The following is a 13,086-nucleotide window of genomic DNA, read 5'->3' as shown; positions in this document are numbered from 1 at the left end:
TGGCGGGACGGAGGTGACATGGGAAGCGGGGACAAGGGGAATTCGGCGCAGCGCCGAGGTTATTCGCATGCCCCCAGCTGCGGCACCAGCTGAATATCCACGCGCCGATTGGCCGCGCGCCCGGCCTCGGTTTGGTTGCTCGCAATCGGTTGGCTCGCGGCCAACCCTTGCACCGCAAAGCAGCTGTCGGCGAGGTCGCCCATGCGTTGCATCCAGTCCCGCACCGCCGCGGCGCGGGCGTGGGACAGGGCCAGGTTGTGCTCAAGCGCACCGCTCCCATCGGTATGCCCGGCAATGACGATCAACCAGCCCGGCCGGGCCTTGATGCCGACCAGGGCGTTGATCAGGACCTTGGTCGAGCCCGGTTTCAGGGTTGAGCTGCCGCCTTCGAACAGCGCCAGGCTGTCCAGCCGGATCGGTTCGGGCATCGGGGTTTCAGTCACCGCGGGCGTGCGCCATAGCTGCCATCCAGCCCCCATCGCGATAGCGAGCGCGCCGGCGCACAGCCACAGGCCACGGCGCGATGTGCGCGTGGTCAGGGTGGGCGGTGGCAGGACCACCACCGGCGCCAAGGGTAGTTCGCCTGGGGCGGGCGGTGGTTCCAAGCGTTGGCTCATCTGGCTGATGTGCTGCCGCAGTGCCGCCAATTTCACCAACGGCGCACTGAGCTGAGGAGACAAGCACGCTTGCAAACGCGCCAGTTCGGCGTCCAGTTGCACCAGCACGGCAACGCTTGGCGACGTCACCGCGTGGCTGCGCAACAGCAGGTGCAGATGCTCGAACAGCCATTCAAGCAGCCCCACGCGCACCGTGGCCATGGGCGGCCAAACCCGTGACCACTCACCGCTCAGTGCCGCGATCAACACCACACCTTGGAGTGCGCCCTCGGGCCCGTATCGCTGGCCGCGCGCCAGGGTGTAGAAGCACGCGCTATTGAGCTCCACACCATGTTCCTTGAACAGCGCCAGGCAGCCTTGCTCGACTTTTGCCCAGTCCACATCGGGCCGGGCAGGATGGCCGAGCTTTGCCATCTCGCTGTGCACGGCCGTGAATTCGGCGCGGTGGCGTGGGTCGCCACCGACCTGGATATGCATTTCAAACAGTGCCGTCATTCGACCGTCCTTATCGGTTGAGCGTGACTTTGCCCGCTGGCGCCAGGGTGGTGCCCACACTCACGTGCTGCCCGTCCTTCAATTGCAGCTCCAGGGCGTATTCAAGATGCCCCGGCAACACCTGGGGCAGCAGCTCAATGGCGAGCGCCTCCAGGCGCGGTTCGTGCTTGAGCAAGGTGTCGCGCATGATCCCCATCAGGCTGTGGGCCGTGGCGGGCAGGCCTTGCAGGATCAGGCTCATGTCCGGCAGGCCGTAGTCGGGCAAATGGCTGAGCGCACCTGCACGGCTGTTGAGGATGCGTTGCAGGTTGTCCAGGACTGACAGGCTGTACTGGTCGGCTTCGCTGGCGTGATGCAGGGGCAACTCACCAGCAAAATTTTGCAACAGCAACTCGTACAGGGACGGGTTGGATTCGCCCATCGGTCAGTCCTCCGCCAATGGGCGCAGGGTCAAGCGGTTATCCGCCAGTTCAATCACCCGTGGCCGGTCAGGGTTCAGGTCGGCGCGGGCCAGTGTCAGGCGCCAGCTGTTTGTGCGGGTATCCGGGCTGCGAAACAGCGCCACCACCGTGACGAACCGTGCCTCTTTGTCCATGGGCACGCTGAGCGGCGCACCCGCTTCGGGCTTGACCACCACCGTGCGTTTGTCCAGTAACGCGCCTGCCAGCAGTTGCGCGTCATCGCCCAGCAAGCGGTCGTAGGTCGCTTGCGCCACGGCGGTGTCGTCACGCAATTGGTACACCCGCACCAGGGTCGGCACCGACAAGGCATTCATGTCACCGCCGTCGGTGTTCAGGGCCGCGCGTGCACTGAAATCCAGGTGCAGGGTTTTCACCTGCTTGTAGAAAATCGCCTGGGTGGTGGCGGCCGTGCCGTCGGCCACGGTCTGGACCAGCCCACAGCCACCGAGGGGTAGCGCAAGCATGATCAGGCTAAAAAGAGTACGCGACATGCTGAGTCTCCCGCTTGCAAGGGTTTATCGACAGGCCCTGGTAGCGGCCCAGGTTGATGGTCAGGCGCTGCTGCTCTGGCGCTTGCCAGGCATCGGCGCCCAGGCCCAGCACAGCGGTCATGCCCAGCCGGATCGGCGCGTGCCCCAGCAGCGGTACCGGCAAGCTGCGCAGCGGCAGGGTCAGTTGCAGCTTCGCCGTACAGCGCCACCCCAGGTAGACGCGCAACAGCACCAGCAGATCCTTGTGCAACGGGCCCGCTGGCAACCAATCACGCGCTTCCTGTGGGTCGTCGGAGTTGATTTCCAGCCGCAACTGGCTGTTGGCATCGCGGCCGACACGGCCCAGGGGGGCTTGCTGGGTCAGGCGCACCGGACGCTGTGGGCAAAGACTTGCGGGCCACGCAAGCACGATGTCCTGGGGCCAATGCGCGGTGACGTGCACCCGGGTGTTGGGGGCCAGCAACTTGACCAACGCACGGATGCCTTCGGCATTGCGCGTGGGCAGGCGCATCACGCTGAGCAAGGCCAGGAAACGCGAAAGCGGCGTGCCGACCTGTTCGGCGGTGCCGGGAATGCCCAGGCCGATAAGCCCCAGCAGGCACTGTGAGGTCGCATCTACACCCCCCGGCTCAAAGGTGGCCGGGTAGGAGTACTTGCGCCAGATCCGATAGAACTGGGTGAAGATGCGGTGGTTGAACATGTCCAGGAAGGCTTCCAGCGCCTCATGCCCTTCACGGCGTTGTGCAATGTCATCCAGATAGGTGCCCGGCAGCGGTGAATCCACCCCGTACAAGCCAAGCAGGCGGGTGCGCACCGTGGCCGGGCGTTCGGGGTGATCGGCATCCGTTTCAATCCCCCGCAACTCACCGCCGGGAAAGCCCATGCCGGGGTCGGGCCGAAAGCGCACCGCGTCATCGCCCGGATGCGCCGTACTGCCCAGGGGCGGATGGCCGGGCAAGGCCTGCTCCAGCAACTGGCAAAACCGGTACAGGTTGGCTTCGGCCACCGGCCCGCGCAGCACCTGCAGCAAACCGCTGGCGGTCAGCCGGGAATACGTTGATTGTGGTTCTCGTTCCATCGCAGGCACTTTCCGGTGGGTTGCAGGACCAGTGTGAGCTGGGTGTACAAATGCACATCCGCGTAGAGCGCGAAAAAGCGGTTGAGCATTTCGCCAAACAGGCTGATATCGCCCTCCCCTGAAAAGCCGTTGGCATCCAGGACGATTTCGATATCTACGCCGCGTAGCAGGAAGCCCTTTTCAAAGCGCTGCACCAGGTGATGGCGGACCTCGGCAATCGCCGCCAGGCGTCGCCGATTCAGCTCGCTGCCCGTCCAGTCATAGAGCGCCAGCGTGCCGCGCAGCACTTCGGCGTTGTCGAGCATCGGCAGGAAGTTCGAACCCAGGTGGCTGAGCACCCGCCAGTGGAAGCGGTCGCGGTTCGGCGGATAACAGGGCATGGTCGGCGCACACAGGTTGCGCACGCGCACGCCGGCCTGGGTGGATTGCACCACGGTGTCGAGCAAGGTGCTTTGCAGGGCCTTGCGGGGCAGTTGGCCGTGGGTGCCGGTGAGGCGCAACGACAGGCTTTTGTGCGCCAGCAAACGGTCCTTGTCGAAGCCCTCGCCGCCGAGGATCAACCAGGTGTCGTGCAGGCCATTGGGCGCCCGCTTGAGGCGCGAATGGAAATACCGCTCGGGCGCTTCGTCGCGCAACATGCCGCCCTTGTGCCGAAAGCTGGTGAACGGCACGTAATCCTCGCGCTCGGCGTTTTCCGAGACGGTGACCCGATCCACCGAATAGATTTCCGTGTGGCCGTCCTGGACCCGCATAGGGCGCAGCAGGTAGTCGGTTTGCAGCGGCGCCAGGGTCAGCGGGTCCGCTTCCAGCGTAAACAGATTGATCACCGGCACGGCGTGCAGGCGGATATGTTCGCTGTTCAGCTCGAACGTGGCCGGCCAAGGCTCGCGCAGCACCACTTCCAGTTCGAACCAGGCGGTGCCGGGTGTGATCTGCATTTGCTCCAGCCCGCACAGGGTCACGAACATGAACTTCTCGCGAAAGGCGAAGTACTCCAACAACAACTGGTAACCGCTGAAGGCGCTGTCGCCCTTGGGCCACAACCGGTCCTCATCGGCAAAGCCCTTGGGGCTGAAATGCCCCGCCAGCGGTTGACGTTCGGTCTGGCCCGGCCAACGCACATACACCCCTTGGACATTGAGGGTCAGCGCCTGGTGCAGCGCGCTGGCCAGCGGCGCGTCGGCGTTGAGGTACAACGGCAGGCAGCCCAGGTCGATCTGGCTCCAATCGCTTTGCGGCCCGCAGGCAAACCGCAGGCGCAGGCGTGAGCGGCCGTCGGCGTCGTAGCCGCGCCCTACTGTCGTCAGGGCCAGCGGCCGCAGGGTCAGGTCCTGGGTGGTGGTGTAACGACACCGGGTACCCTGCGGCCCAATCGGCTGCGACAGCACTTCAAAGCCCTGGGCGATGGATTCACTGCGCTTCATCTGTTCCAGTTCGGGCACCAGTTCGATTACCGACAGCGACGGAATCGTGCGCAGGTAGTGCGGCCATAACAGGCTGACCAGGCCTTCGGTCAGTTCCGGCAGATCGTCGTCGAGCTTTTCCCGCAGGCGCCCCATCAAGAATGCGAAGCCTTCGAACAGGCGCTCCACATAAGGGTCCTGCGCGCCCGGCCGATCCAGGTTGAGTTGCGCCGCGCGGTCTGGAAACGCGTCGGCGAACTCCTTGCCCGCCTCGCGCAGGTAGCGCATCTCGGCGTCGAAGTAGCGCAGTGTCAGATTGTCCATGTCCATCGCTATCCTCCTGATTGTTGACGTTCAGCCACACAGCACGGCGGCGCGTACCGGGTCGATGACCACCAGCGCCGCCAGCAAGGCTTCCATCCGGCGGGCCAGGCTGGGTTTGTCGGCGTCGTTGCGCTGGGCTTTGATGCGCAGCAGCTTGAGCAGCCGCGCCTTGACCTCGAAGTGCAGCTCGGGCTCCCACTCGGCCAGGGCCTGGCGTTGCGCGGTGGCATCCAGTTCGCCCAGCAGGTGGATGGCCAGGTCGCCCTTGCCGTGTTGCTCGGCGACACGCGCCATCAACAGCCGCAGCAACCAGCGCTGGCGCCCGGTGTTGATGCCTGGGCGAGCCGCCAGCCAGGCCAGGGCCTGGTCCACGCCGTCGCTGTCGGCCTGGGCCAGTGCTTCGCTCTCCAGCAGCAGGATGTCGGCGGCGTCCGTCGTTGGCGCGACGGGTGCAACCGGAAGCCAGGCCTGGGGGCGATTGCCGCAGACGTGCTGGGCGATCCACTCGCGGGTGGTCTCATCGGCGAACGGGCTGGCGTCGCTCCAGCGCAGGTCTTCCAACCCCGGCAGGCGCTCAAGGAACATGCCCAGGTCACGCTTGGCAATCTCCGCCCAGCCATCCTGGGGCGGCGGTTGCCGGCTCAGGGCCTGGTACAGATACCATTGCAGGTCGAGCCAGAAATGGTTCACGCCCTCGGCGTAGATCCGCTCGACCTGATCGAGCAGCTCGCTCCAGCCCTGTTGCAGGTACAGGCGCTTGAGCTGGGCACGATAGTCCCCCCGCGGCGGCGCCAGGCGGGTGTTGCCATTGGCCTCTTGCGGGGGCGCCTGATGCACCGTGTCCCAGCGCAGGCTTTTCATCAGACGGTGGGCGGCCAGCCAGCCCTGGGGTTGCTCGCGCAGGTAACCCGCCAAGGCGCGGCCGCTGTCCAGCAGGTCACGACCGGAGCGGATCATCGGCGCGGGCGACGCCGGGCTGGCGCTGTTCTGCGGCACCAGTGCGTCCATGCCACCGGACTGCGTCAGCCGGGCGGTCAACGCAACATAGAGCGGGCCCAGCACCGGCCGCTGCGCCTGCGGCCACGCACTCACGCCCCGCTCCAGCCAGGCCAGCGCCGCGGCGGTACGGCTGGCCTCGGCCTTGACCACTTCCGGGTACAGCAACAGCGTGTCCAGCACCTTGGCGCTGGCCAGCCATTCCAGTGCCAGCTTGCGGCTGTTGGCGCGAGTGGGCAACACCTCGGCGCCGAAGCGTTCCACCAGTGCCGCCAGCAAACAGAGACCGTCGGCCAGCCCGGCTTCGCCGCCCTGCTGCAAGCGCGCCCACAAGTAGTACGTGGCCACGCGCAGGTCCTTGCAATGGTGGAGCAACAAGTTCTGCGCCAGCTCGGCAACCTGTTCGGCATCCGCCCCCGAGAGCTTGTTAACCTCTTCGCGCATGCGTTGGAAGTCGTCGTTATAGGCCGGGTCTTCGCCAACGGCGCAGTCAGCGTTGATCGGCAACAACCAGGGCTGCCAATGGCCTGCCTCGGCCCGGGCAATGGACAACGCGTCAGCCTCACCCAGGCAGCGATCGATCAGGTTTTGCAGGCTCATGGCACGCTCCCGTTTTGCGCATAGGGCGTGTCCATCCCTTGCTCGCGGAGAAAGATCTGCCGGGGCAATTTGAACCCTCGCAACTTGAGCAGTGCGAACGGCCCTGCCTGCAGTTCGGTGCGCAGATGCCAGACCAGATTCAAGCCATCCGGCGCCTTGAGCACCACGCGGTAGCGGCTGTCGGCATCGTCCAGCGGCGTGACCTGGGCTTTTTCCAGCAGGCGCAACAGGCCCCAGGTGCCGGGGTAATCGCCGAACAAGCGCTCGCCGGTATGCACGCTGGTCCAGCTCAGGCTGGCGCCGGGATAGTCACCTCGCCCCGGCCAGTTGAAGCGCTGCCAGCTTTCCTTTTGGTTGAAATAGTCATGTGTTTCGCCATTGAGGATGAAGCGGGTTTGCACCACATCGCGCACCGGCTTGCCTTGCAGCTCAAAGCGCAGGCCCATGCCGCCATCGGTGTAGAGCACGTCGGCCAGTTCGCTGAGTTGGTTGATCGCACTGAGGAACTGCGGATTGAAACGCAGGCCCTGGCTGTGGCGCGGATCGGCCAGCCAGCGGTTGCCCTCTTTGCGTAATACGCCGCTCAATTGCTGCTGCAAGAACTGTTCGATGCGCCCAGAGTCGGCGCGGATCATCTGCCCGAGCATGGGCAAGGACGCGTCGCTGGCAGTGGCCGCAAACGGATAGCGGCGGGCAAAAGCGCTGTCCCAATGATTGACGATGGAGCGTTGCCATTGGCTGTTGAGCCCGGCCGCCGAGGGTTGCAGCACGCGCTGCCAGGCTTGCTCAAGCGGCTGCACAAACACGGTTTGCGCCACCCCGCCCCACTGCGCACCAAGGCTGGCGGCCAGCAGGCTGCCGTAGGACTGGGTGTCGGTGAGGTCGATGCTGCGGCCCTGAAACACGCTTTGCGCCAACGTTTGGGTCATTTCCAGCGGATCAGGTGCAGTGCTGACTTGTTGCAGCTTCAGGCGTACCCGGGTCACGCGGGTGAGGAAGGTTTGCAGGCTCAAGCCGTCATCGTTGCGCTTGTCGAGCAGTGCCAGGAGCGGGCCGAAGGTTGCGTCCAGCGGGCTGCCGGGCACATCGGCCAATGGGTCGATCCGCGGCGCCTTGTCTTGCCCGATGAGCTTTTGTGCGGACTTCACCAGCGCATCCGCCAAGGCCTGCGTCCGCGCCCCTGCCTGCCCCTGGTAAGCGAGGGTGTTCATCAACGCTATCAACGGCGATTGGCGTACATCGCTCATCAACGTCAACTGGTCGATCACCTCATCAAGACTGCCCGCCGCCTGCCAGCGCAGGCTGTTGAGCATGTCCAGCCAGGCGCTGGCGTAATCCTGGAAATAGCGCTCGGTGAGGCGCTCGCGCAGTTGCGCCGGGCTCAATCGAGTGTCGAGGTCAGCGGGGTGGTCACTGAGTACCCAGTCGATCTCCTCACGCCGCGCCTCGGCGATCCTGTCGATGGCATCACGCACCTGCCCTTCCCAGGCCTGGCGGGTGAACACGCCGGGCACGCTGGCGTCGGTGGCGAACAGCGCGAAGGCCTCGGTGTCGCCCACCAATTGGCGCAGGCCCAGTGCGGGATAGTGATGGACGGCATCATCGAGGACTTGCTGGTAGAGGCTGGCCTCGGCGTTGCGTTGGCCCAGCTGGCGCAGCAAAAGCTGCCGGACTTGCGCGACCAGGCGGGGGTCGAGCGGGATGCGCCACGATGGGTTGGCGGGCAGGTGCTCGGCATAGAACTGGCGCAGGCCGGGCGGCATGCCTGGGCGTGCGGGGTCAAGTGCGTTGAGGGTTTTGAGCAAGAATGTGGCGTCGGTTTTTTCGGGGCGCGCCATCATCAGGTAGGCCTTGAGCTTGGCGTAGGCATCCTTTGTCCGCCCGGGGTTGTCCGGTGCCAGTTTGAGCAGCGCAGTGAGCTGCTGGTGCAGGATCGCGGCCAAGGGATCGCGGATCAGGCGGTTGTTGGCTTCGACGTAATGGGGCCAGAGGGTTTCCAGCAGTAGTTGATTTTGATTGAGGCCGAAACGTTGATACCAAGGCGTGCCGTGGGCGGCGCGGTAGTCCAGGCGGGCTAGTTCGTGGGCCAGATCGTTGAGGGCCGGTAGTTGGGCGTCGCCTTGGGGAGTGCTTTGCAGGGTGTGGAGAACAGTTTGTACGCGCGTGATCTGCGTACGGTTGTGGGTGAAGGACAGGAGCAGGCCTGCGGTCCACAGCAGCGTCAGGGATAGGGTCAGGGTGTAGGCGATTCGGTAGGTACCCCAGCCCAGTCGGCGCTTGACGGGTTTGTCGCTGAAAACGCCTTGCCAGGCCTTGTCCATCTCGAAGCTGCTCCCGGTAGGCGGCAACGGCGGGCTGAACCACAGGCCGCGCAACGGCACGCCTCGGGAAAATACGCCCAGCAGCGGGGTCAGGGCCTGGCGCCAACGGGCAATGCCCTCGGCCTGCAAGTCCCGGGACAGGCGGAGGAGGAAGTCATGATGAGAGGCCTCCTGCATCTGCGCCAGACCGGCGCTACGCAGAGGGTCGAGAAGGTTTTCCAGGCTGCTTGCCAATACCTCGGGGGTGAGGCGTGGCGGGAGGAGGCAGCCGATGGGTTGGCGATTGCGGGTGGGTTGGGGAAATGGGGGGGTGGTGATTTGCCAGAGGTGTAGGGGGAGGTGCCAGCGTAGGGCATTGGCCAGGCGCTGTACTTGCTGTGCGCCCTCGCCCATCAAGGTGTCATCGGCAAGCTGGGTTTTGTTCAGCGCCCAGACCACACCGTCCAGCGCGCGCCAGCGGCATAGCTCGGCCCATTGCTGCAGGAAAGGCTGATCCAGCATCGTCTGAGCACTACCGCCCCACAACAGCACGGTTCCTTGCCCTTCCAGGCATAAACGGCTGGCCAATGTCGGGGCGATGGCGTGGATTTGATCAGGCTCGCCGATGACCAATAGCAGGCGAACTCTGCGGCGCCAGAACACACCATGCTGATCACGTAAGCGGTCACGTAAGGCCGAAACGTCAAACGCGGGTTGCCGAGGCATGCTGATTTTCTGCTCTGACGGGGCATAGACCTTTTCTGCCTGTCCTCTCTCGCGGTGGCTTTGCCGTTTCAGATGTGCCAGCAGCCGGGGCAGCAGGCGGGCCGCTATGACGATGAGGATGACCAGCAAAAAAACCAGCAGCTTATGGCGGTTCTCCACCAGACCTATCGGCGTACCGAATCGCCAGATCAGCCAGGCAAGCACGGCCAATAGTGCAATGATCCAGATTGCGGCGCCGGCGCGGCGCCATGCATTGCTCCATACGTTCATGCCAACTCCCCTGTACTGACAGTACCCACCCAATACCGCGACGCTTCTCGGGCCAACACCAACAAAGGCCTACGCTGATGCCGGACCATTTCCACACCAAGCGCGGTCACCAGCCAGTGACCGAGCGGCCCAGGTCGCCCGCACAGGTGTTCCAGAATCCATTGCTGATCCGCTTTAAGCGATGCGCCCTGCGTGCTTGTGGCCGCCAGCACTTTGCCGATCAGTGGCTGCCAGCCCGTATCGTCGGCCAAGAGGCCCGTTGCCTGACAAGCTTGTAGTTGGGTTTCGAGGAAGAGCGAAAACTCGCGCTCCGGTGCATCGATATCCAGTGGCATTGGCCGTAACAAGCCAGCGGTTATCGGCAACTTCAACGCGTGTGCCAGGCTGTCCGGGCATAGGAGCAGCGCCGCAAGCCCGTCGGAGTAAGCGCCCTTGCCGTGCACCTGAAGGACCAGGAGCAGGTCAACGGCGGCACTGGCGGCCTTCAACGTGTCATCGCCCCAGCGGTAGGACAATTCGCCGGCCAAGGTGACCGTAGCGGGCGCAGTCCGGCTCATCGTGCTGCTCCAGAGCCGCTGCCAGTCACTGCGTAAGCCATCGTACTGAGCGGGAGCAACGTCACTCAGCAGGGTCACCCGCAGTTCTTGCTCCAGCGGCAATGCCTCAAGCGCGGGCGCGATGGCCTGGATCAACCGCTGCAATCCGACCTGGGCCCGCTCCGCCTGCGCGGGCAGCGCCGCAATACGCAGGACCAGCCCTGTGCGAGGGGGCAAACCAGAGGAGGAACGCATCATTACGCCGGCCGATACTTGATCCGGCAGCAGCACACAACTGGCGGACACCGCCAGGTAACGCTGTGCCCAGTCCTGCCAGGATCGCTGCGCGTTTTGCGCCTCCTCTTCCAGAAACCGGTAATGGCTCAACGCGCTGCCGTAGGTATAGGCCTTTGCACCAAACGCCAGGGTCCAGGCCAACAGTGGCGTAGCGGACAAAGACCAGATATCAAGGGTTTGCAGTAACCACAGGCGTTCGGCGGCATGCAGCAAAAACAGCAGCACACCGACCAGCACCGCCACGATTGCCGCGAACACCCAACGCCCCAACACAGGCGGCACTGGCGCTTTCACCCCCAAAGGGGTCCGACGATCCCAGCCCATGACTAGATAACCCCACAATCAGGAGCGCTGGAGATGACCTGGCAACCGCACTCACTCCGACAACCGTTGACCACCATCGCCCGCCCCTCTTCGGACCAGTCCGGGCAGCCTTCGATAATTCGATTGACACCATGTCCGGGTAGCGGGCAACGCACTTTATCGCCAACCAACGCTGCTCGCTTGCCGTTGACGATGGTTGTGGAGGAAGCCGATATCACTTCTCCGCCGTGGGTCGTCTTATCACCTAATAAAACCAGTCCTTGTGACATAAGGTTTGAACTCCGTGGGTCAAACAGTGCGTTTAAGTTGGCACGAGTAATTTCAGCCTGCTTCAGTGGGGGAAGTACTCACCATTTCCGCTCGGGAAACTGAACTTCGAGTGGTGGGTGGGCGCTGTCCGGCAAAGGTTGTGTGCGCCCCGAAGGATCCGTCCTGCCCTGGAATGACTGACCGCTCTTGCCGAGCAGGCGGTAGTGGTAACGCGGCAGTTCATTGCCCCATTCGTCCGCGATGAAGTAACGGCCGAAGCCGGGTTTGTCGGGGTCAGGGAGCCATTCGGGTAAGAGTTGGGGGCGGCGGTCCGGGCATTTGTAGTAGCGAATGATAGAAAAACACTCGCGGGCGCGGCCGGTGCGTAGGGTTTGGAGTTTTAAGAAGTCGGGTTGTGATCGGCGATCGGATACGACACTGCCGTCGGGATAGGTGAATGTAATGTAGTTCCTCTCGCTCTTAACCTTTACGCCCTCTGACTTTACTAGGAAGTCGGAGTGAAACATGGGTTCGAAGTATACTTGGCGAGCCTGCAACGCCTGATACTCCAGAAAAATATCGCCCTCTCTCGCCAAACTGATGGTCTTGGCGTACCCACCTAAAAACCTTTCATGCAACCAAGGGTAGTAGTCTTTCCTTATCGTCAAATCGCCATCCACTACAACTGGAGAACCAGAACCTCTCATGGAACGGTTACGATCAAATTTGACTAAAACTCCGCCGCCGGCCCCCCACGTTACTCGCTCACCAAAAAAAGTCGGCATGCCATAAGTAACGCCAAAAACCACATTGCTCAAATGCCAACTGCAAGCACCACCCCCATTCACCGGCAGGCTGGCTTGGTAAAGATCACTTTGTCCTTGACGCTCAAGTGGCATATCGATGCTGTGAAAACCATCTTCCTCAAGCGGCTGGCCGCTGGCGCCACGAGAGGCTCTTTTGCAGGAGGCTGAGCGATACATGACCTGTAAGCTTCTAAGCGCCAACTCCTTTGGCAACTTAACCGTTACTGAGACCTTTTCACTGTCGGCAGGCGGTGACAAGCTGTAATCCTGACGGCAACCGCTTAGGCCAAAAAACAGTGCGCATAACAGCATGGGCATGCGGGAGAACATGGCGAGGTCCTTCTGGGTATCAACGGGCTCGGGTGCCTGGATTCGCATAGTCGGTGTCACCATTTCCGCTCGGGGAACTGGACTTCGAGCGGTGGGTGGGCGCTGTCCGGCAAAGGCTGTGTGCGCCCCGAAGGATCCGTCCGGCCCTGGAATGACTGACCGCTCTTGCCGAGCAGGCGATAGTGGTAACGCGGCAGTTCATTGCCCCATTCGTCCGCGATGAAGTAACGGCCGAAGCCGGGTTTGTCGGGGTCAGGGAGCCATTCGGGTAAGAGTTGGGGGCGGCGGTCAGGGCATTTGTAGTAGCGAATGATGGAAAAACACTCGCGGGCGCGGCCGGTGCGTAGGGTTTGGAGTTTTAAGAAGTCGGGTTGTGATCGGCGATCGGATACGACACTGCCGTCGGGATAGGTGAATGTAATGTAGTTCCTCTCGCTCTTAACCTTTACGCCCTCTGACTTTACTAGGAAGTCGGAGTGAAACACGGGTTCGAAGTACACATTGCGAGCTTGTAATGCCCGATACATCAGATAAATATCGCCCTCCCCGGCAAGACTGATGCGTTTTCTATAGCCGCCAATAAAGGCTTCACTCAACCACGGATAATAGTCCCGACGGATTGTCAGATCCCCATCAACGTTGAAATCCGCTCCTCCCCGTGGAGAATTATTGCGATCAAACATCACAACGACGCCGCCGCCGCCGCCCCACATCACGGTCTCGCCAAAACGGGTCAAGTCGGCATACTCCACGCCAAAGGTTACATTCGCCAGGTGCCAGCGG

General features: G+C 63.1%; 11 protein-coding genes. All 11 read right to left on the bottom strand.

The genetic code is table 11. The annotated features are described in order from the left end of the window. Window positions 1–59 precede the first annotated feature (59 nt). Window positions 60–1,112, bottom strand: a complete 1,053-nt coding sequence (locus DBR46_RS23690) for a type VI secretion system ImpA family N-terminal domain-containing protein (RefSeq protein WP_124528165.1) — start codon at window positions 1,110–1,112, stop codon at window positions 60–62. 10 nt (window positions 1,113–1,122) lie between these two features. Beyond that, window positions 1,123–1,533 carry a type VI secretion system baseplate subunit TssE gene (gene tssE, locus DBR46_RS23685; protein WP_124528164.1) on the bottom strand — a complete coding sequence of 137 codons (411 nt, stop codon included), beginning with the start codon at window positions 1,531–1,533 and terminating at the stop codon, window positions 1,123–1,125. Between the two features lie 3 nt (window positions 1,534–1,536). Next, window positions 1,537–2,064, bottom strand: coding sequence for a type VI secretion system lipoprotein TssJ (gene tssJ / locus DBR46_RS23680; protein WP_124528163.1), 528 nt, complete (start codon window positions 2,062–2,064; stop codon window positions 1,537–1,539). Then, on the bottom strand, window positions 2,045–3,142 hold the full coding sequence (gene tssG, locus DBR46_RS23675; RefSeq protein ID WP_124528162.1) for a type VI secretion system baseplate subunit TssG: 1,098 nt from the start codon (window positions 3,140–3,142) through the stop codon (window positions 2,045–2,047). The genes tssJ and tssG overlap by 20 nt, the downstream gene beginning before the upstream one ends. Further along, window positions 3,106–4,875 (bottom strand): type VI secretion system baseplate subunit TssF, encoded by a 1,770-nt coding sequence (gene tssF, locus DBR46_RS23670; RefSeq protein ID WP_124528161.1) that lies wholly within the window; start codon window positions 4,873–4,875, stop codon window positions 3,106–3,108. The genes tssG and tssF overlap by 37 nt, the downstream gene beginning before the upstream one ends. 24 nt (window positions 4,876–4,899) lie before the next feature. Continuing rightward, window positions 4,900–6,465, bottom strand: coding sequence for a type VI secretion system protein TssA (gene tssA, locus DBR46_RS23665; RefSeq protein ID WP_124528160.1), 1,566 nt, complete (start codon window positions 6,463–6,465; stop codon window positions 4,900–4,902). Further along, complete coding sequence (locus DBR46_RS23660) at window positions 6,462–9,761, bottom strand: ImcF-related family protein (RefSeq protein ID WP_256659384.1); 3,300 nt, start codon at window positions 9,759–9,761, stop codon at window positions 6,462–6,464. Before DBR46_RS23660 ends, tssA begins: the two co-directional genes overlap by 4 nt. Then, the gene (locus DBR46_RS23655) at window positions 9,758–10,888 is read right to left on the bottom strand and encodes a hypothetical protein (RefSeq protein WP_256659383.1); all 1,131 of its coding nucleotides are present in this window, start codon (window positions 10,886–10,888) and stop codon (window positions 9,758–9,760) included. The genes DBR46_RS23660 and DBR46_RS23655 overlap by 4 nt, the downstream gene beginning before the upstream one ends. A 32-nt stretch (window positions 10,889–10,920) precedes the next feature. Further along, window positions 10,921–11,187, bottom strand: coding sequence for a PAAR domain-containing protein (locus DBR46_RS23650; protein WP_124528159.1), 267 nt, complete (start codon window positions 11,185–11,187; stop codon window positions 10,921–10,923). 78 nt (window positions 11,188–11,265) lie between these two features. Then, a complete protein-coding gene (locus DBR46_RS23645; RefSeq protein WP_124528158.1) occupies window positions 11,266–12,303 on the bottom strand; it encodes a hypothetical protein in 1,038 nt (345 codons plus the stop codon). Between the two features lie 56 nt (window positions 12,304–12,359). Beyond that, the coding region (locus DBR46_RS23640) for a hypothetical protein (protein ID WP_124528157.1) at window positions 12,360–13,086 on the bottom strand (727 nt) is incomplete at its 5' end.

This window comes from Pseudomonas sp. KBW05, assembly GCF_003852405.1.
In the GTDB taxonomy this organism is placed as follows: domain Bacteria; phylum Pseudomonadota; class Gammaproteobacteria; order Pseudomonadales; family Pseudomonadaceae; genus Aquipseudomonas.
Note: the sequence above shows the minus strand (reverse complement) of the source record. Positions and strands in the feature narration are given on the sequence as shown.